General features: G+C 45.0%; 17 protein-coding genes. 7 read left to right on the forward strand and 10 right to left on the reverse strand.

Features of this window, described 5'->3' with window-relative positions; translation table 11 throughout:
• The first annotated feature begins 4 nt into the window (after nucleotides 1-4).
• The 4 genes from bamA to E1919_RS11845 all read left to right on the forward strand — a co-directional run bounded on the left by bamA (nucleotide 5) and on the right by E1919_RS11845 (nucleotide 4,907).
• A complete protein-coding gene (gene bamA / locus E1919_RS11830; RefSeq protein WP_162053614.1) occupies nucleotides 5-2,488 on the forward strand; it encodes an outer membrane protein assembly factor BamA in 2,484 nt (827 codons plus the stop codon).
• A gap of 15 nt (nucleotides 2,489-2,503) precedes the next feature.
• Nucleotides 2,504-3,154 (forward strand): OmpH/Skp family outer membrane protein, encoded by a 651-nt coding sequence (locus tag E1919_RS11835; RefSeq protein WP_162053615.1) that lies wholly within the window; start codon nucleotides 2,504-2,506, stop codon nucleotides 3,152-3,154.
• A 33-nt stretch (nucleotides 3,155-3,187) separates the two neighbouring features.
• A complete protein-coding gene (locus E1919_RS11840) occupies nucleotides 3,188-3,784 on the forward strand; it encodes an OmpH/Skp family outer membrane protein (RefSeq protein WP_162053616.1) in 597 nt (198 codons plus the stop codon).
• An 88-nt stretch (nucleotides 3,785-3,872) separates the two neighbouring features.
• On the forward strand, nucleotides 3,873-4,907 hold the full coding sequence (locus tag E1919_RS11845) for an RluA family pseudouridine synthase (protein WP_162053617.1): 1,035 nt from the start codon (nucleotides 3,873-3,875) through the stop codon (nucleotides 4,905-4,907).
• Nucleotides 4,908-5,274: 367 nt separating this feature from the next.
• Here E1919_RS11845 and E1919_RS11850 read toward each other — a convergent pair whose 3' ends face one another.
• From E1919_RS11850 to mazG, 9 genes are all read right to left on the reverse strand, one after another.
• Nucleotides 5,275-6,918: a tetratricopeptide repeat protein gene (locus E1919_RS11850; RefSeq protein WP_162053618.1), complete on the reverse strand. Its 1,644-nt coding sequence runs from the start codon at nucleotides 6,916-6,918 to the stop codon at nucleotides 5,275-5,277.
• A 55-nt stretch (nucleotides 6,919-6,973) separates the two neighbouring features.
• Nucleotides 6,974-7,918 carry a PstS family phosphate ABC transporter substrate-binding protein gene (locus E1919_RS11855; protein WP_162053619.1) on the reverse strand — a complete coding sequence of 315 codons (945 nt, stop codon included), beginning with the start codon at nucleotides 7,916-7,918 and terminating at the stop codon, nucleotides 6,974-6,976.
• Nucleotides 7,908-8,168, reverse strand: a complete 261-nt coding sequence (locus E1919_RS11860) for a hypothetical protein (RefSeq protein WP_162053620.1) — start codon at nucleotides 8,166-8,168, stop codon at nucleotides 7,908-7,910. The genes E1919_RS11855 and E1919_RS11860 overlap by 11 nt, the downstream gene beginning before the upstream one ends.
• 126 nt (nucleotides 8,169-8,294) lie before the next feature.
• Nucleotides 8,295-9,131 (reverse strand): energy transducer TonB, encoded by an 837-nt coding sequence (locus tag E1919_RS11865; RefSeq protein WP_162053621.1) that lies wholly within the window; start codon nucleotides 9,129-9,131, stop codon nucleotides 8,295-8,297.
• A gap of 194 nt (nucleotides 9,132-9,325) precedes the next feature.
• Nucleotides 9,326-10,153: an energy transducer TonB gene (locus E1919_RS11870; protein WP_162053622.1), complete on the reverse strand. Its 828-nt coding sequence runs from the start codon at nucleotides 10,151-10,153 to the stop codon at nucleotides 9,326-9,328.
• A gap of 3 nt (nucleotides 10,154-10,156) precedes the next feature.
• Nucleotides 10,157-10,681, reverse strand: coding sequence for an ExbD/TolR family protein (locus E1919_RS11875; RefSeq protein ID WP_162053623.1), 525 nt, complete (start codon nucleotides 10,679-10,681; stop codon nucleotides 10,157-10,159).
• An 18-nt stretch (nucleotides 10,682-10,699) separates the two neighbouring features.
• A complete protein-coding gene (locus E1919_RS11880; protein WP_162053624.1) occupies nucleotides 10,700-11,305 on the reverse strand; it encodes an ExbD/TolR family protein in 606 nt (201 codons plus the stop codon).
• 28 nt (nucleotides 11,306-11,333) lie between these two features.
• Nucleotides 11,334-12,203: a MotA/TolQ/ExbB proton channel family protein gene (locus E1919_RS11885; RefSeq protein ID WP_162053625.1), complete on the reverse strand. Its 870-nt coding sequence runs from the start codon at nucleotides 12,201-12,203 to the stop codon at nucleotides 11,334-11,336.
• A gap of 525 nt (nucleotides 12,204-12,728) precedes the next feature.
• Nucleotides 12,729-13,538: a nucleoside triphosphate pyrophosphohydrolase gene (gene mazG, locus E1919_RS11890; protein WP_162053626.1), complete on the reverse strand. Its 810-nt coding sequence runs from the start codon at nucleotides 13,536-13,538 to the stop codon at nucleotides 12,729-12,731.
• 135 nt (nucleotides 13,539-13,673) lie between these two features.
• Here mazG and glmM point away from each other — a divergent pair, with 135 nt between their 5' ends.
• From glmM to E1919_RS11905, 3 genes are all read left to right on the forward strand, one after another.
• Nucleotides 13,674-15,065: a phosphoglucosamine mutase gene (glmM, locus tag E1919_RS11895; RefSeq protein ID WP_162053627.1), complete on the forward strand. Its 1,392-nt coding sequence runs from the start codon at nucleotides 13,674-13,676 to the stop codon at nucleotides 15,063-15,065.
• A 143-nt stretch (nucleotides 15,066-15,208) separates the two neighbouring features.
• Nucleotides 15,209-16,348 carry a cysteine desulfurase family protein gene (locus tag E1919_RS11900; RefSeq protein ID WP_162053628.1) on the forward strand — a complete coding sequence of 380 codons (1,140 nt, stop codon included), beginning with the start codon at nucleotides 15,209-15,211 and terminating at the stop codon, nucleotides 16,346-16,348.
• 85 nt (nucleotides 16,349-16,433) lie between these two features.
• On the forward strand, nucleotides 16,434-17,015 hold the full coding sequence (locus E1919_RS11905; RefSeq protein WP_162053629.1) for an LOG family protein: 582 nt from the start codon (nucleotides 16,434-16,436) through the stop codon (nucleotides 17,013-17,015).
• A 110-nt stretch (nucleotides 17,016-17,125) separates the two neighbouring features.
• On the opposite strand, the gene hemH is transcribed toward E1919_RS11905, so the two are convergent.
• On the reverse strand, nucleotides 17,126-18,154 hold the full coding sequence (hemH, locus tag E1919_RS11910; protein ID WP_162053630.1) for a ferrochelatase: 1,029 nt from the start codon (nucleotides 18,152-18,154) through the stop codon (nucleotides 17,126-17,128).
• Between the last annotated feature and the right edge of the window lie 122 nt (nucleotides 18,155-18,276).

Below are 18,276 nucleotides of genomic sequence, written 5' to 3' on the forward strand. Positions count from 1 at the left end.
ACTAATGGCAAGATTTATCTGGATGCTCGTATTTATGCTTTTGGCAGGTACGGCTTCTTCTCAAGTATTAAATACCCCTGTTCAAACGTCTCCTATCGATTACGCCGAACCAAAGCAGTACCGCATTGGAGGAGTTGAGATAACAGGTGCCAAATTTCTGGAGCCTGTGGCGCTTATTTCTGTTATAGGCCTGAAAGAGGGAGATGAAATTACAGTGCCAGGGGAAGACATCAGCCGTGCTATCCAGAAACTGTGGCAACAGGGCATTCTGGGCGATGTGGAAGTATTCGCCCGCACAGAGGGAGATCTGATCTACCTTACTTTTGATCTGAAGGAACGCCCCCGCTTATCAGAATACCGATTTTCAGGCATAAATAAGACACAGTCAGAGGCACTCCGCGACAAGGTGCCGTTGCAGCGGGGTAAAATTGTAACGGATGCGGTGCTAAACAGCACCCGCAACGCTATCCGTAACTATTACCTCGAAAAGAGCTTTTTGAATGCCAAGATAAATATCACGCAGCGCCCTGATCCTACATTGCCGAACAGTGTGATATTAAACATTCATGTGGATAAAGGCAATAAAGTCAAAATCGAAGAAATAGAGTTTGTGGGCAACGAGGCATTCGCTGATAAAAAGCTGCGTCGCCAACTCAAGAAAACGAAGGAGAAAAAGTGGTACACATTCTTCACCTCTTCTAAATATAACCGAACCGAATACGAGAACGACAAACAGTTATTGCTGGACTTCTACAGCACAGAGGGGTATCGTGATGCAACCATTGTTTCAGACAGTGTGTACCGCATCAGCGATGACAGGCTCGGCATCCGCATTACAGTAGATGAGGGGCAGCAGTATTACTACCGAAATATCACCTGGAACGGCAACTATATTTATGACGATGCTTACCTCTCACGGGTGCTTGGCATTGCAAAAGGGGACGTATACAACAAGCAGGAACTGGACAAGCGCCTGAACTATAATCCTGCAGGCATAGATGTGTCTGCTTTGTACCAGAACGACGGTTACCTGTTCTTTAACATTGACCCGGTAGAGGTGCGTGTTGAGGGCGATTCTATTGACCTTGAAATGCGTGTTACAGAAGGACCGCAGGCAACTATCAACAAGATAACCATCACGGGTAACGACAAAACCAGCGATCATGTGATTCTGCGTGAGATACGTACGCTGCCAGGCCAGAAGTATAGCCGCGATGACCTGATTAGAACCCGTAACGAACTGGCGGCCTTAGGTTATTTTGACCCTGAAACTATTGGCCTGAACCCGATTCCGAACCCTGTGGAAGGCACCGTAGATATTAACTATAGTGTGGTAGAGCGGCCGAATGACCAGATAAGCTTGTCAGGTGGCTGGGGTGGTCCGATTGGTGCCGTAGGTACGGTAGGTCTTACCCTGAACAACTTCTCTACCCGCAAGATGTTTGACTTATCTGAGTGGAGACCAGTGCCAACAGGTGATGGGCAGCGGCTTTCCCTGAATGTGCAGGCGAACGGTAAATACTACCAGTCATACTCTCTTTCCTTCACAGAACCGTGGTTAGGTGGCCGCAAGGCGAACTCCTTAACCGTTAGTTTATTTAAAACTATCAGAAGATTCCCTGGTGGTGAAGGGGCAGAAAGCCGCCTGAATGTAGATGGAGCAGCAGTAAGCCTCGGTAGAAGGTTGAATTGGCCAGACAACTTCTTCTTCATGAACCACTCCTTGTCCTTTAACCGCTATGATGTAAGTAACTATAATATCGGAGGTCTGACCAACGGTTTGTCTAATAGTATTTCTCTTACAAACACATTAGGGCGCTCCAGTATTGACAACCCTACCTTCCCTAGAAGGGGATCTTCGTTTACACTGAGCGTGAACATGACACCGCCATATTCTTTGGTTGCACAGAATATAGACCCAACGGAGTACATCGAATTTCATAAATGGATGTTTGATGCCTCGTATTTCATAAACTTGGCAGGGAATTTGGTATTGAACACAAGAGCGCATTTCGGATTCCTGGGTACTTATAGTCAGGATAGAGAACTGGGACCATTTGAACGATTTAAGCTAGGTGGTGCCGGTTTAGGTGGCGGTAATATTTTTGTGGGAACAGAGTATATCGGTTTACGCGGTTATGACGACGAAAGAGTTGTAAACTCAACAGATCAAAATTTGCTTAATGCAGGTGGTATTGCCTATAACAAGTTTGTGTTTGAGGCACGCCAACTGATTTCACCTAACCCAGCCGCCACAATTTACGGCTTGGCGTTTTTGGAGGCAGGTAATAACTTTGGAACTTATGCAGAATACAACCCATTTAAGCTTTACCGCTCTGCGGGTGTAGGAGCCAGAATATTTATGTCTGCGTTCGGTCTGCTTGGATTTGACTACGCCTGGAGACTAGATGATTTACCAGTAGGTGTTCCTGGAGATAACAGCAAGCGAGGCATGTTCCACTTTATTATCGGACAGCAAATCCGTTAATGCAAAGGAATTAGTATGAGAAAGTTTTTGTTCGTCCTTATAGCAGGGGTTTTACTGACGTCTGTTTCGCATGCACAGAAGATTGGCTATATTGACTCAAACTTTATCCTGAGCAAAATGCCGGCTTTTAATAAAGTGCAGCAGGAGATGGACAAATATGCTGCTGGATGGCAAAAGGAAGTGGAGACTTTGCAGCAGGAATCAGACAAACTGAAGCAGGATTACAAAGCTGAAGAAGTGCTGCTAACAGAGCAGATGAAGAAAAAAAGACAGGCTGAAATAACTAAAAAAGATAATGAGCTGCGTGATTACCAGCGAAAGGTTTTTGGGTATGAAGGCATGATGTTTAAGCGACGGCAGGAGTTGATGCGACCGGTACAGGATGAAGTATTTGAAGCCGTTGAGAAAGTATCAAAGTCTAAAGGCGTGCAGATGATGTTTGATAAGTCAGGAGATTTAGTCATGATTTATACAAACCCGGTGCACGATTATACAGAGTACGTGTTGGAAGAACTTGGTTTAGCATCGGATAAAAAAAATCAACCTGGCCAGACACCAGCCGATAGTATTGTAGATGACCCAGCCAACTTACCGGATATAGGTGCTGAGGAACAGCAGGAAAGTCAGCCTGCTGTAAAAGCAAACAAAAAGAAGTCTAACAACTAACTAAAACTAACATAATTACTAATTTCCCAACCAATGATGAACAAAATCAAAACATTAGTAGCAGCTTTTTTACTGATTAGCTTTGCGTCTTTCGCACAGACCAGCGACCAGCCGCTTAAAATTGGTTATACAAATGTAGAGTACATTTTGCTGCAAATGCCTGAGAGCAAGCAAATCGAGTCTGAGCTTAAAACTCATAGCACTCAGTTAGAAAGCCAGCTGAAAACAAAATATGCTGAATACGAGACCAAGCTACAGGCTTACGAGAAAAGTGCCGCTACAATGGATAAAGTAGTGCGTGATGACAAAGAGAAAGAGTTGATGAACCTGAATAACTCTATCCAGGAGTTTCAGCGTAACGCACAGGCTTCTTTGCAGCAAAAAGAAAAATCTCTTGTAGACCCTGTTATCTCTAAAATCGACAAAGCTATCAAAGATGTAGCAAAAGAGAATGGCTATACGTACGTTATCAGCAACCAGGCACTGCTTGCTGGTCCGGAAGACGGCGATATTTCTCCAATTGTTTTGAAGAAATTAGGTGTTGACCCAGCCAAAGCACAGCAAACGCCAGAGCCAGCTGCTGCTAAACCAGCTGCCGCTACACCTACAGCTAAAAAGAAAAACAAATAAGCTGAACTTCTTTGTATAAGTACAGGAAAGCCGATGTGTATACTTCGGCTTTCTTTTTTTGTTATACCCTTTCGTATACCTGATTCACGTGATAGACTATACTGAAACAGAAGAAAGCGCTGATGACTCCGACGAACTTTACGAGCATCATCGCATTGTAGTGGACAAGAGGCAGGCACTGCTACGCGTAGATAAGTTCCTGATGGACCGCCTGCCTAATGTAACCCGCAACAAACTGCAAAGCGCTATACGCTCAGAATCGGTACAGGTAAACCATAAGCCGGTAAAGGTAAGCTATAAGGTAAAGCCCCAGGATGTAATCACCATTACACTGGCAGAGCCGCCACGTGATACGGATGTAGTGCCGGAAAATATTGCGCTGGATATTATGTATGAGGATGAGGAACTGCTTTTAGTAAATAAGCCTGCGGGCATGGTGGTGCACCCTGCTTATAATAACTGGAACGGCACACTTGTAAATGCGCTCACGTACTACCTCCAGAACCTACCAACTTCACGTAACGGAGAGGGCAGACCAGGACTGGTGCACCGTATAGATAAAGACACCTCTGGTCTATTAGTAATTGCCAAGACAGATTATAGCATGGCTTACCTGGCGAAGCAGTTTTTTGACCATACCATTGAGCGTACCTATTACGCTTTAGTTTGGGGGGTGCCCAAAGAAGCAGGTGGCACCATTACAGGTCATGTAGGGCGTAGTGCCAAAGACAGGAGGGTGATGGTTGTTTACCCTGAAGGAGACTACGGCAAGCATGCTGTAACGCATTATAAGATACTCCGGAGCTTTAAGTATGTGTCGCTTGTCCAATGCAACCTTGAAACGGGCCGAACGCATCAGATACGGGCGCACATGAAGCACATTGGCCATCCACTTTTCTCTGATGCTATGTACGGTGGCAATAAGATTCTGAGCGGTTCAACAAATGGTTCTTATAAGTCCTTTGTTGAGAATGCCTTCAAACTAATGCCAAGGCAGGCACTACATGCCAAGTCGTTGGGGTTTAAGCACCCTATTACAAAGCAGATCATGCAATTTGAAACGGAGCTACCAGAGGACTTTGCCGCTGTGCTGGCTAAATGGGGGTTATACGAGGGGCAGTAATTAAGTTTATTTGCCCTTATCTGCCCTTTAGAGAAAACGTTCAACCTGGCATACATCTAGTCTCTAATACTTTTTAAGTGCTGCATATATTTTAAATCAGCCTCTCTTTACAGGCTACGCTACCTGAACAAGCTTTCGGGTTCAGCACCTGTACTTTAAGGTTTACCAGCACGAAGTGAGGTTGCTTAAAGTCTTGTGGCTGAGCGGCCTGTGGTATGAATCCTTATGTCAGATTTTTGCTGCCGCTAGTGCGGCAATACAATGTAACATGTAAAGCAGTGTTACATGCTAAGGGTTTAATGATACTGATAAAACAGAAAAGCCTGCTCAACTTGAGCAGGCTTTTCTGTTTTATCAGTATTAGCGCTTACTTTTGCTTCGCGCTTTTTCCTATTTCATTAAGAGCGGCTTCTGCCTGAGGGTTAGCAGGGTCCAAAACTTTTACTTCCTGCCAATACTTCATGGCGTTATCTCTTTCTCCTTTGAGGTAGTAGTAGTAACCTAAGTAAGAGTTTGCCTCAATCAAGTCTCTCTTGTACTTATCTTTGTCTTCACCAGCAATTTTGATGAACTCCTCATAATGAGGTCGTGCTAATCCTTCCTCCGTTTCAGGGTCTTGGCTGGCTTGTGCCCGCGCTCTCCATAAGTGGCCGTAAGCATACGTAGGGTTCGTTTCAGTTACTTTACCATATGTAGAATCAGCTTGCTGAAAAAATTGATTGGCTGCTGTTCTGTCATTAGCTGCTGCCTTTTCTTCACCGGCCATCATATAGATGTTACCCATGTAGTAATAGTCAGCGTTGCTCGGCTCTACGTTGGTACGCTTTCTCTCGTATACTTCGATAGCCTTATCGTACTGATTATTGTTTGCGTAAGCATTAGCCAGTTCAGCATAGAGCTCTACGTTGGCATTGTTCATCTGCAGCGCTTTCTCGAGATTAACGATAGCTTTCTCAGACTGCTTGTTCTTGTTCAGGATACGGCCGTAGTATTCATAATCCTCCGCAATCAGTTTGCTTTGGTCTACCTTCTGCATGTATTCTTCGATAGCCTGCAGTGCTTTTTCCGGCTGGCCAAGCTCCATGTATGAGTAAGCTCTCAAACGGTTCATTACTGTATTGTCTGGCTGCGTCTGCAGTACTTGCTCAGCTTCCTGCAAAGCTTTATCGTAGTTCTTCGTCAGGAACAGGAAAGAGGCATACTTTGCACGGGTTTCCGGAGTGTCTTCTGCCATGTCTACATACTTCTGGAATGTAGACAGCGCTTGGTCATACTGGCCTGCAAAATAGTAAAGTTCACCCAGGTCGCTGTATGCAGGAGCAAAGTTAGGGTCAATTGCAATTGCCTTCTTGAAAGCCTCTTCTGCTTCGTTATAGTTGCGTGAGCTAGTATACAACTGACCTCTTCTCAAGTAAGCAGTAGCATAATTTTCATCTAACTGAATAGCTCTGTCGTAGCTACTCATGGCCTCACCACCTTTTTTCAACTGAAGGTAAGCATCTCCTAAAATAACATTTGCTAAAGCATTATCTCTATCACGCTCTAAAGCTTGCTTTAAGTAGTCAATACCTTTGTTGATATCAGCCTCGGTAGCATTCGGTGCATTCACATAGGCATCACCAACCATGGCAAGCACATACGGATCTTTTTTGCCTCTCCCGCTTAATGCATCATCGAAGGCTTGCTCGGCTTTTGCTCTGTTTCCCTGCTCTAGGGCAAGTTTGCCAAGACCCACATGGTTTATATAGGACCTTTTGTTGTTCGCAATGCCTCGGTTAAAGTAATACGCAGCTGAGTCCGTATTTTCGGTTTTTAAATAAATATCACCAAGAGCGAAATAAGCATTGTCAGCAGAATTCTTGTTTCCTAATTGTGCTTTATAAATTGATTTTGCTTCTTCGTAGCGCTCTAAGTCAACTGCTCTTCTACCAGCATCTCCTGTTTGAGCTACAGCTGCTGTAGCAGGAAAAGCAGCAGCCATAAGGGCAATATACTTCCAGTTTCTTGTCATTAGTATTAAAGTTTAGTTGTTTGTTGCTGAATTATAATCAATTTTTATGCCGTTTCTACTGGTTTCGCAATCCGATAACTCGTACTGGCATAGTGGCTGGCACAAGTCCTGATTTCAGTATCATTCGTTGTCCCTGGTCTCCGCCAAGGAAAGATGCAAAACCTGTGCCAAGACCTGTACGGCCTTCTGTACTAATAATATACAGGTTACGTCTAAGAGGGTAAGCCTGTTGTGCTATATAAGCCTGATATGGCTGATAAAAGCTTCCAGTTGTCAAAGGCGCTGGATCTTCACTGATGCCCACCACTTTTATTCTGTTTAGAAAACTCACAGCCGTTGTGTCATCAAGGTCGCTGATCCAGTTAACTCCTATCACCCCGAGTGCATTCTCGTTCTGTGCCACATAATCAATGAGTGCCTGATGCGAGTTAGCGGCAAAAGTGTTCTGTGGGAGCTTCTGATCTGTTGTAAGAGAGTCCCGCACATAACGCGCTGTGCTCGAGTTGTTGTTGTCGAAAACAATGGTGATTTCTCCTGACCCTGTACTTCTCTCCAGTTCACTCCAGTCTTTCACTCTCCCGCTAAAGATGTCTTTTACTTCATCCAGTGTTAGCAGTGAGTCCGGGTTGTTTGGGTTTGTGATGAGTGCAACGGCATCTATGGCAATTTTAGTACTGCGTGGGATACGCTGGTTTTGTTTTATAGTTGCTACTTCGTCGGCTGTCAGTTCTCTTGAAATGATGGCTATCCTGGTGCTGTCGTTCAGGAGGTCCTTTACAACTTCTCCTTCTGGCTTATAAGCCGCATCTATATCTGCACGCTCATAAATCCCCTCAAAAGTATTTACCTGTGATTCTATTATAGGTTGGTATGACTCATCCACACTTATATTCGTGTTTCCTGAGGTAGGAGTGCTCAGAGGAGTATCTGAAGCGTTACCGCAGGAATATAAACCTAGCAGACTTGCTACTAACACTATACTGTGTGCTTTAATCTTCATCTCTGTTGTTGCTACTGCGTTTGAAGGTTTGGTAAACTCTTATAAATCTAACAATTCCGTATAATATCAAAATCCCACCTAGAAAGTATCTAACCTCAACGCCAATACTTAGGTTCAGATTATCACCGGCAAAAATTATGAACAAGCCCAGTGCTACATAGACCAATGTCATTACTAAGCCAAAAATGCGGGCAAATTTATTATATGCGCTTACTGTTGGTTTTTTATCGTCTCTTTCCGGTCTCAGCATGTTATACGCTTATGTAGTCGTGCTTATTGTTTAACCCATAAAAATAAACCAATTGCTCATAAAAAGAAAGCAGTTGCTAACAAAACTGTGTTTGTTGCTTCTGCTTTCTTTGCTATGACTAAGAGCTTATTGTATATTAAACCTGATTGGCAGTGTATACCTCACTGGCACATTTCTGCCGTTTTGTTTTCCGGGCTTCCAGTGAGGCATTTTGTTTATAACACGCAGCGCCTCTTCATCTGTTCCAAAGCCTAAGCCTTTCACTATTTCAGCCTTGGTAATGGCGCCATCTGTTGCTACCACAAACGTTACTACTACAATTCCTTCCACACCGACACGCTGTGCCTCGGCCGGGTAGCGCATCTGTTTGCTTAAGTATGCAAACAAAGCTTTATCTCCTCCCACAAACTCCGGCATTTCTTGTACGTGAATGAATTCGGCAGATGCCTCTTCCGCTTTACCAGTAGCTATTCCTGTTGCGGGTGCTTCATCTAGTGTAACCCCTGGCACCTCCGGAATATCGCCTTCTATAGTATTCTTGCCGATGTTGACTTTACTCAGCAAGTCCTGATCCGGCACTGTTGCTGTTTCCACCTGCGCGTTGTCTGCCACTACTTTCGTCGTTACAAACTTCTCGGTTTTCACCTTTTTCTCCTGCTGCGGTTCTACGGGTATAACCTCCTTCTTTGGCGGCTCAGACAATTTAGGCAGGTTTGGCTGAACAAGAATGAACGGTTCATTGATTTCATACACAGGCTTTACATATTTAACCTGATCTGCAAAAAAGATACTTTCAACTAACGGTGCGACCAGTGCCCCTGAAAAGATTGCTGTTGCTATGATGGCTGCAAGTGTCATATGCTTGCTGTAAACTCTGCGAAGGACATATGCGCCGTACGCTTGATTTCGGCCTTTGAACACAACATTGTTGAACGTCATGCTTAAAAAATAGCTCTTTTTCATGGGCTGTGGGTTTTAGGTTTATAATATCATTTTAGTTGTAATGGGTTTATTAGTTTTGATAAGTGTCTTTATAGTGGTTAGATAATATACGCTTAAATTTATTATTAGTATGCATGCTGAGTATCTTTTTGTAACGACACATAAAAAAAGCCCAGTCATTTCTGACTGGGCCTCTCCATTAAGCTTTAATATGCTTATTTAATTGTGTAACGAACCGGCAGCGTATAGCGAACAGGTACTGTTCTACCATTCTGCTTACCTGGAGTCCACTTTGGCATTGATTTTACAACACGTACAGCTTCTTCGTCGGTACCGCCACCCAGTTTTTTGATGACTTCAATTTCAGATATTTCTCCTGTTCTGCTTACCACGAAAGAAAGTACAACTATACCTTCTATACCGGCACGCTGTGCAGCTGCAGGATATCGGATGTTCTTACCTAAGTATCTGAGCATCTCTGTTTCTCCACCAGGGAAAGTTGGCATCTGCTCAACATACGTGTAAGGCTTCTCCTCCACAACTTCTGCTACCACATCACTGGTACCATCAATCTCTCCAAGGTCCATTGGAGCATCAGGGTCTCCCTCAATAGTTTCGATACCAGCATCAACTTCTTCCAGTACTTCAACATCCGGAATTTCCTCTTCTTCCTGCACTTCTTCGTCACGCTTCACTACCGGTGGTGTATACTTAACAGTTGCACGCACTGGTGGTGGGGGTGGTGGAAGATCTGGTGGCGGCGGCGGCGGCGGCGGCGGCGTGGCCTCATCAATTGGTGGCGGTGGAGCCAGGTCTACTTCTGTAACTATACGTTCAACCACTACTTCCTCTTCTTCACCTTCTATTATTCTTGCTATCAGTGGAATACTGATAAAAAGAAGGAATAGCACTGTGGCAATGATAGCGGCTTTCGTGATATGATTGTTGTACAGTCGGCGAAGTAGATAGGCACCGTATGCTTTGTTTCGTCCCTCAAAGACGATGTCGTCAAGCGATGCTTTAGCTGCTAAGTTACTGTCCATATCTTATTGTCCTATGTTTTGTTGTGCTAATAATTCTGCGTCTGCATCTGAAAAATCAACAAGCGCAAACTTTCTGGTATCTGTAATTTTCAACTCGTCCAGAATATCTACAACATTCTTGTAACGCGACGTTTCCATTGGCTTAATCATGACGGTCATCTTATCATTAGACTTCACCTGAGGTGACACTAATACTTTTCTGATGCCGTTTGCTGAGTAATCAGCCTCAAGCACATCTGGATTGTCTGCCGCAAGGCCGAAGTAATAATATACGTCATCATCCTCACCCAGTATAATAGTCAAGGCGTTACTTGCCTTCAGCGCAATCTGTTCTTCTGGATTGTCTGGGTCCACAGGCATATTGATTTCCATTGTCTGTGGCTTGCTGAAGGTTGTTGTAAGCATAAAGAACGTAAGTAGAAGGAAGGCAAGGTCCACCATTGGAGTCATATCCAAATGAACGGACATTTTTTTGGCTCTTTTCTTCCCCCCTTTACCGGAGTCAGCTTTTTCTTGAATTTCTGCCATATCTTATCTCCTTTCTAGTTATAGGTTACTTGGTTTAGCTTCCATGTCGGTAATCAGGTTAAACCTGTTTACCTTCTTATCCTGCAGGATATCAATAACCCGCTGAACTGTCGCATAATCTGAGTCTACATCTCCTTTGATAGCGATAACCACTTTAGGATTTGATAAACGTGTTTGCAACACCCAATCACCAAGTTCATTGTTGGTTGAGTCAATAGGAATGCCTGGTTGCTCTACTTCTTTACGTGCATTTGGCTCCATTGCCAAATAAGACTTTAGCTGGTTCATTGGAACACCGAAGTTGGATAACAGAGTGAAGGTTCTTATTTCTTCTTCTGTAAAACCGACTCCATATTTACCTGCCATCTTATTCAAGAGCGCTTCCTTTGTTTGCTGACCATCCACTCCGTAAAACACACGGTTATCACTGCCGATTGTTAATGTTATTACGTTAGATTCAGGCAGTTTGATTTCCGAAACAGAAGTAGGGGTATCTACCACTACCGACTCCTCCGGGGCAAACTTGGTTGTTAGCATAAAGAAAGTAACCAGCAAGAAGGCTAAGTCCACCATTGGCGTCATGTCCAATGAGGGTTTGGTTCTTTTTACTTTTACTTTAGGCATAATTTATTTTTTGATACTGTTAACTAAACTATACAGTTTGTGTTTTTACTGGAGCTGCTGTGTCATGCTGTGCTGCGAAAGTAGAGATGATGCTGAAACCTGCCTCATCAATGCTGTACGTAAGCTCATCAATTTTGCTTGTAAAGTAGTTGTAAGCAATAATGGCAAGAGCAGAACCAGTAATACCAAGGGCTGTGTTAATCAAGGCCTCAGAGATACCGTTTGCAAGACCTACTGCATCTGGAGCTCCACCTTGTGCAAGGGCCGCGAAGGCCTTAATCATACCAAGTACTGTACCAATCAAACCTACCAGTGTAGAGATAGAGGCGATTGTAGAGATAATTACCAGGTTCTTCTCAAGCATTGGAAGTTCCAGCGAAGTAGACTCCTCAATTTCTTTCTGAATAGCGGCAATTTTCTCAGCCTTTAGCAACTCAGGCTCGTTCTGCATCTCTTTGTACTTCAGCAAACCTGATTTTACCACGTTTGCAACAGAACCTTTTTGTGCGTCGCAGGCAGCAATTGCACCATTGATGTCACGCTGGTTCAACTTAGCAGAGATGGTTCTTACGAAACCGGCAACACTCTTATTTCCTTTTGCTTTGCTGATAGTGAGTGCACGCTCAATAGCGAAAATAAACACCATTAGTACAAGCGACATCAGGATAGGTACTACCCAGCCACCTTTGTAAACAATGCCTAAATAGTTACCAGGAAGTGGATGGCTTTCCGGATCTCCACCTTCGAAGTTAGCAGGGTTACCTAGTATAAACATGTATATAAGCACACATACTATAATAGATATCGGAATAACAATTGTTGCAAATATACCGCCTACTGGGCTTGCTTTTTTTTCTACATTAGCATTCTTGCTCCCTACTGCAGTCTTTTTTTCCATTTTTTTAAAAGTTTAAAGTTTAGCTGTTTGTGTTGTGATTAATTGTTTGTGTAAGTGTGAAATGTAATTTGATTGCTTTTAGTTCTTTAATGAAATCGCAATTTCTGCTTTTTCTCAAATTTTCAAACTATTAGGGCGCTTATATTTTATGGAAAGTATCAGCTTCTGCCTCTTCAGCACACTAATTTAAGCTTTTCTCTTTTTAAATTCCAAATCTTAGCCTCTCTTCTGTCTGAAAAAAATAACCTAGCCATCTTCTGTCAAAGTATAAACATTAATATTTTGAAACGTGTTACCTGCTGTTTTTGCTGCTGAGTTGCTTTGTACAGGCAGCAAAAACCTGGTGCTTAAAACATGTTAAACCGTTGTTAATATGGTAGTTATAATTTAAGGGTAACAATACTTTGTCAGAAAATGGTTGCATCTGTTGTGACTAACTTAAGCAAAATTGTTTTGATTTGTAGCTTTTACACTTAAAATAAGTGAATTAAATCAAATTAAAGTTTCTGATAAACGCGTGTAAGGCTAGCGTTTTTTTGCCTTGTTCCAGTAAAAATCCATCTCAGTCAGGTTCATATCCTGAAGCTTTTTCCCATCTTTCGCCGCCTCTGTTTCCATATACTGGAAACGATCAATAAACTTGATGTTCGTGCGCTCCAACGCTTCCTCAGGATTTATGCCGGCAAAGCGGGCAAAGTTTATAAGTGAAAACAGCAGGTCACCAAACTCTGCATTTGCCTTCTCCTGATCTATTGTAGCTGTGTGTTCTACGTTGAACTCGTCTGCAAACTCTTTTAGTTCCTCCTGCACCTTCTCCCACACCTGAGACTTATCGTCCCAATCGAAGCCAGCGCCGCGGGCTTTCTCCTGTATGCGCATGGCTTTTACGAGTGCGGGCAACGAAGAGGGTACGCCACCAAGCACCGATTTGTTCCCTTCCTTAAGTTTGAGTTTTTCCCAGTTCTGCTTTACCTCCTCCTCTGTGTCGGCTTTTGTGTCGCCGTAAATGTGCGGATGCCTGAATATGAGCTTGTCGCACTGTGCGTTGAGAACGTCGGCTATATCGAATGCATTGTGCTCGGAGGCTATTTTTGCATAAAAAATCAGGTGCAGCATCACATCGCCCAATTCTTTCTTTATTTCCTGCATATCTGCTCTTAGAATAGCATCAGAAAGCTCATAGGTCTCCTCTATAGTAAGGTGGCGCAGGCTTTCAATCGTTTGTTTCCTGTCCCAGGGGCACTTCTCCCGGAGGTCGTCCATCACATCGAGCAGGCGGTCAAAGGCCTGTAGCTGCTTGCCCCGAGGGCTATTGTCAAAATTAGTCTTATTCATAAGGGCAAATATAATAAAAACAATGGCAAGCCGTCTGAACAGCTACAGGAGGCAAGTTGGTGGAGTATAAAACGCCGAAAGCTTCTGAAAGTATAAGTTAATTGCTACTTTTGCCTTCGGAAAAAAAATAAACAAGTGGCTTTAATAAAATCAATTTCAGGAATACGTGGAACGATAGGCGGGCCGGCAGGTGAAGGACTTACGCCGGTTGATGTGGTAAAATTCGCTGCTGCTTTCGGAACATGGGTGCTTCAGACCACCAATATTAACAAAATTGTAGTTGGTCGTGATGCCCGCCTTTCCGGCGAAATGGTAAACAAGCTGGTCTGCGCTACGCTGCAGGGGCTCGGTATTGATGTGATAGACGTAGGGCTATCCACAACACCTACCGTAGAAATGGTAGTACCGGAGAAAAAAGCAGGTGGCGGCATTATACTTACTGCCAGCCATAACCCAAAGCAGTGGAATGCACTGAAGCTGCTGAATCAGAAGGGAGAGTTTATTTCTGATGTGGAAGGCAAACTGGTGCTGGAGATTGCAGAGAAGGAGTCTTTTACTTTTGCGCAGGTAAACGACCTGGGTAAGTACAAGCAAACCGATACAGCTCTTAAAAAGCACATTAAGGCAATTTTAGAACTGCCGCTGGTAGATGTGGAAGCCATAAAAGACAAGAATTTCAGTGTAGTGGTTGACGCCGTGAACTCAAGCGGAGGGATTGCCGTGCCTATGCTGCTGGAGGCTTTAGGTGTAAGAAAGATAGAGAAGCTGTATTGTGAGCCAGATGGTAACTTTGCCCACAATCCGGAGCCGCTGCCAGAGAACCTGCGCGAAATCTCGAAGATAATTGAAAAAGGGAAGTTCGACCTGGGCATTGTGGTAGACCCTGATGTAGACCGCCTCGCGCTGGTAAACGAAGACGGCAGCATGTTTGGTGAGGAGTATACGCTGGTGGCTGTGGCTGACTATGTGCTCAAGAACCAGAAAGGCAATACGGTGTCTAACCTGTCCTCTACCCGTGCGCTGCGCGATGTAACCGAGAAAGCCGGTGGCGAATACTACGCCGCTGCCGTTGGAGAGGTGAACGTGGTGAACATGATGAAAGAGCAGAACGCCATCATCGGTGGCGAAGGCAATGGTGGTATCATTTACCCTGAACTGCACTATGGCCGCGATGCCCTTGTTGGAATCGCACTGTTCCTAACGCATCTGGCGAAGGCAGGCACTAGCATGACGCGCCTGCGGGCATCGTACCCGAGCTACTATATCTCGAAAAATAAAATTGAACTGACGCCGGACGTGGATGTGGATAAAGTGCTGCACCAGATGCAGGAGCGTTATGCCAAACAACCTGTTAACACCATTGATGGCGTGAAGATAGAGTTCGACAAAGAGTGGGTGCACCTGCGCAAATCCAACACCGAGCCTATTATCCGCATTTATGCAGAGTCAGACAGCAACGCCACAGCAGAGCATCTGGCAAATAAAATTATTGCCGACATCAAAGAGATCATCTCCGAGAAAGCGTAATGTGCATGTGTTGTTGTCCTCTTTATAATAACTAAGAAATAGATTTGCGCCAGCGGAGACAGGTAATTCCTTCTGCTGGCGCAACTTTTTTTTATACTCATACAGTTCAGATAGAACAGAATCAGAATTTTAAACCTAATTATATGCGTGTTTATTTAGATAATGCAGCCACCACTCCACTGGATAAAGAGGTTTTTGATGCCATGGCTCCCTATATGCTGGAGCATTTCGGGAATCCGTCTTCTATCCACTCGCATGGGCGCGAGGTGAGGTCGGCCATCGAGAAAGCACGAAGAACAGTGGCCACCTTACTAAATACCTCCCCCGCGGAGATTTTCTTCACATCAGGAGGCACAGAGGCAGACAACATGGCTATCCTAAGCACCGTCCGCACACTGGGTTTGAAACATGCCATTTCCACAAGGCTGGAGCACCACGCCGTGCTGCACACCATGGAACTGCTGGAGAAGGAGGGGATACTGGTAAGTTACCTGCGCCACGATGAACGCGGCAACCTGGACCTGGAGCACCTGGAGGCACTACTAGCAAGCCAACCGCAGACACTGGTGTCGGTGTTGCACGCCAACAATGAAATCGGCAACCTGAACAATGTGGAGGAAATCGGCCGTATCTGCAAAGCGCATAATGCCATCTTCCATTCTGATACGGTACAGACCATAGGGCATTACAAGCACGACCTGCAGACCCTGGGCGCGAACTTTATTGTGGGGTCAGCGCATAAATTCCACGGCCCTAAAGGAGTGGGTTTTCTGTATGCGGATGCCGGAGTTAAGATTCAGCCGCTCATACAGGGTGGGGCGCAGGAGCGTAACATGCGTGGCGGCACTGAGAATGTGTATGGTATTATCGGCTTAGCGAAAGCGCTGGAAATTGCCTGCCGCGACATGGAGGAGCACCAGCGTCATATACAAGGCCTGAAGGATAGAATGATTTATAGGTTGAAGGAGCAGATGGAGGATGTGAGCTTCAACGGCATGTCAGCGTACGGCGACAAGAGCTTATATACGGTGCTGAATGTAAGCCTGCCTGCATCTGACATCAACGAGATGCTGCTTTTCAGCCTTGATATCAACAAGATTTCTGTTTCCGGAGGCAGTGCATGTAGTAGTGGTGCCAACACTGGTTCTCATGTGCTGCGTGCCTTAGACTGTGATCCAGAGCGCGGTTCTGTCCGTTTCTCCTTCAGCAAGTATAACACGCCGGAGGAAATTGATTATGCTGCCGAGACGCTGGCTAAAATGTATAAGAAAATGCCAGCTTAAACTTACAGGCTGTTGCACCAAGTAAAGGGCTTTGGCAGAAACGCCGGAGCCTTTCTTTATTTCAGACTCATAAATTAAAGTTAAAATGAAAAGTATTGGTGTTTTCTGCGGCGCCAACCATGGCAAAGGACATGTGTATCAGAATGCAGCCGCAACGTTAGGCAGCTTAATGGCAGCGCAAAATATAGCCCTTGTGTTCGGAGGCGGTAAAGTAGGTCTGATGGGTACTATAGCCGATGCAGTTTTGGCGGGAGGTGGTCAGGCTATTGGTGTGATACCGCAAAGCCTTGTAGATAGAGAAGTCGCACACACAGGCCTTACAGAACTGCACGTGGTCCAGACCATGCACGAGCGAAAGGCGCTGATGGCATCCCGTTCCGATGCTTTCATAGCCATGCCCGGCGGTTTCGGCACGCTGGATGAGGTGAACGAAATCATCACGTGGAACCAGCTAGGCATTATCCGTAAGCCCGTTGCCTTCTATAACGTGAACGGCTACTACAACAAATTTATAGAGATGATAGACCATGCTGTAGCCGAAGGTTTTATTAAGCCCGCATACCGCAATAGCCTGATTGTAGAGGAGGATGCGGCGACTTTGCTCCGGAAGGTGGTAAGCTATGCCGATGCCACCTCAGATGCTGGGGTTGATTTTAAGCGGATATAGGTGCTGCTTAGTTCTTAAATTTCAGAATGGCTGCATGGTTGAATTGTTAAATGGCTGGATTAAAAGAGTACAAGTTGATTTCAGCCATTCAACAATCAAACCATCAGCAATCAATACTGCAGCACCATCTCCTTTACAGCCTCCACCCACATCGGCTCTGAGTTAAGGCTTTCCACCAGCTGCCACTTCTCGCCGCCGGCTTCCATGAACATCTCCCTGAATTCCTCACCTACTTCTATGGTGGTCTCTAAGCAGTCCGCTACAAAGGCAGGGCTAAAGGCCAATACTTTATTGATACCATTGGCAGGAAATGTTTTTAGCACCTCATCGGTATACGGCTGCAACCATGGATCTTTCAGTAACCTCGACTGGAATGTTACAGTGTACTGGTCTTCGCGCAGGCCCAGCTTTTCAGCCAGTAACCGGGAGGTGGCGAAGCAGGCAGCACGGTAACAGTATTTGTTGCGTTTGTTGTAGGTATTGCAGCAGGCACCCAACTGGCAATAGCCCTTGTCGCTGCCCTTCAAAACCTGTCGCTCCGGCAGTCCGTGGTAGCTGAAGATTACATGGTCATAGTTGTCTTTAGCCATGTGCTGCTTGCCCAACTCGGCAAAAGAGTTGATAAAGCCAGGATCGTCGCAGAAACTGGAGATAAAGTTGATGCTCGGTATAACCCACCAATCCTTCACAAGCTCCATTACCTTATCCTGCACAGAGCCGGTGGAGGCGGAGGCATACTGCGGGAACAGCGGCAGCACGATAATACGGTCTACGCTCTGCTCCTGCAATTCCTCTAATGCAGATTTAATGCTGGGGCTTTGGTAGCGCATCCCGAAGGCCACGTGGTAGCGGTCTCCGAGCGCTTCCTGCAGCTTTTTCTGGAGGTCAAGGCCGTGGAAAAGCAGCGGAGAACCTCTTTCGGTCCAGAGCTCCTTGTATACCTTTGCTGACTTTGGCGCCCTGAACGGGGCAATAATGCCGTTGATCAAGGCGTAGCGTGCAACGGCAGGTATATCAATCACGCGTTTGTCCAGCAGGAACTCACGCAGGTATTTTCTTACATCAGGTGTGTTAGGGCTGTCTGGAGTACCGAGGTTTACCAGCAGAACGCCTATTTTACCAGTGGCTTTCTTACTCATTTATCTTCAATGCTTTTCAATTACAAAGATACGAAGTATAATTTGTTTGTTTTTATCTAAAGCTTCTATGGATCATAGAGGGGAACTTATCTCTGTAAAAGCAACAGGAGCCGGAATTGTTC

The organism is Pontibacter pamirensis, assembly GCF_010015475.1.
In the GTDB taxonomy this organism is placed as follows: Bacteria; Bacteroidota; Bacteroidia; order Cytophagales; family Hymenobacteraceae; genus Pontibacter; species Pontibacter pamirensis.

Excerpts from the sequence above, each read along its gene's own strand:
- bamA (WP_162053614.1), top strand. The coding sequence starts at position 5 with ATGGCAAGATTTATCTGGATGCTCGTATTTATGCTTTTGGCAGGTACG.
- E1919_RS11835 (WP_162053615.1), top strand. The coding sequence starts at position 2,504 with ATGAGAAAGTTTTTGTTCGTCCTTATAGCAGGGGTTTTACTGACGTCT.
- E1919_RS11840 (WP_162053616.1), top strand. The coding sequence starts at position 3,188 with ATGATGAACAAAATCAAAACATTAGTAGCAGCTTTTTTACTGATTAGC.
- E1919_RS11850 (WP_162053618.1), bottom strand. The coding sequence starts at position 6,918 with ATGACAAGAAACTGGAAGTATATTGCCCTTATGGCTGCTGCTTTTCCT.
- E1919_RS11855 (WP_162053619.1), bottom strand. The coding sequence starts at position 7,918 with ATGAAGATTAAAGCACACAGTATAGTGTTAGTAGCAAGTCTGCTAGGT.
- E1919_RS11860 (WP_162053620.1), bottom strand. The coding sequence starts at position 8,168 with ATGCTGAGACCGGAAAGAGACGATAAAAAACCAACAGTAAGCGCATAT.
- E1919_RS11865 (WP_162053621.1), bottom strand. The coding sequence starts at position 9,131 with ATGAAAAAGAGCTATTTTTTAAGCATGACGTTCAACAATGTTGTGTTC.
- E1919_RS11870 (WP_162053622.1), bottom strand. The coding sequence starts at position 10,153 with ATGGACAGTAACTTAGCAGCTAAAGCATCGCTTGACGACATCGTCTTT.
- E1919_RS11875 (WP_162053623.1), bottom strand. The coding sequence starts at position 10,681 with ATGGCAGAAATTCAAGAAAAAGCTGACTCCGGTAAAGGGGGGAAGAAA.
- E1919_RS11880 (WP_162053624.1), bottom strand. The coding sequence starts at position 11,305 with ATGCCTAAAGTAAAAGTAAAAAGAACCAAACCCTCATTGGACATGACG.
- E1919_RS11885 (WP_162053625.1), bottom strand. The coding sequence starts at position 12,203 with ATGGAAAAAAAGACTGCAGTAGGGAGCAAGAATGCTAATGTAGAAAAA.
- mazG (WP_162053626.1), bottom strand. The coding sequence starts at position 13,538 with ATGAATAAGACTAATTTTGACAATAGCCCTCGGGGCAAGCAGCTACAG.
- E1919_RS11900 (WP_162053628.1), top strand. The coding sequence starts at position 15,209 with ATGCGTGTTTATTTAGATAATGCAGCCACCACTCCACTGGATAAAGAG.
- E1919_RS11905 (WP_162053629.1), top strand. The coding sequence starts at position 16,434 with ATGAAAAGTATTGGTGTTTTCTGCGGCGCCAACCATGGCAAAGGACAT.
- hemH (WP_162053630.1), bottom strand. The coding sequence starts at position 18,154 with ATGAGTAAGAAAGCCACTGGTAAAATAGGCGTTCTGCTGGTAAACCTC.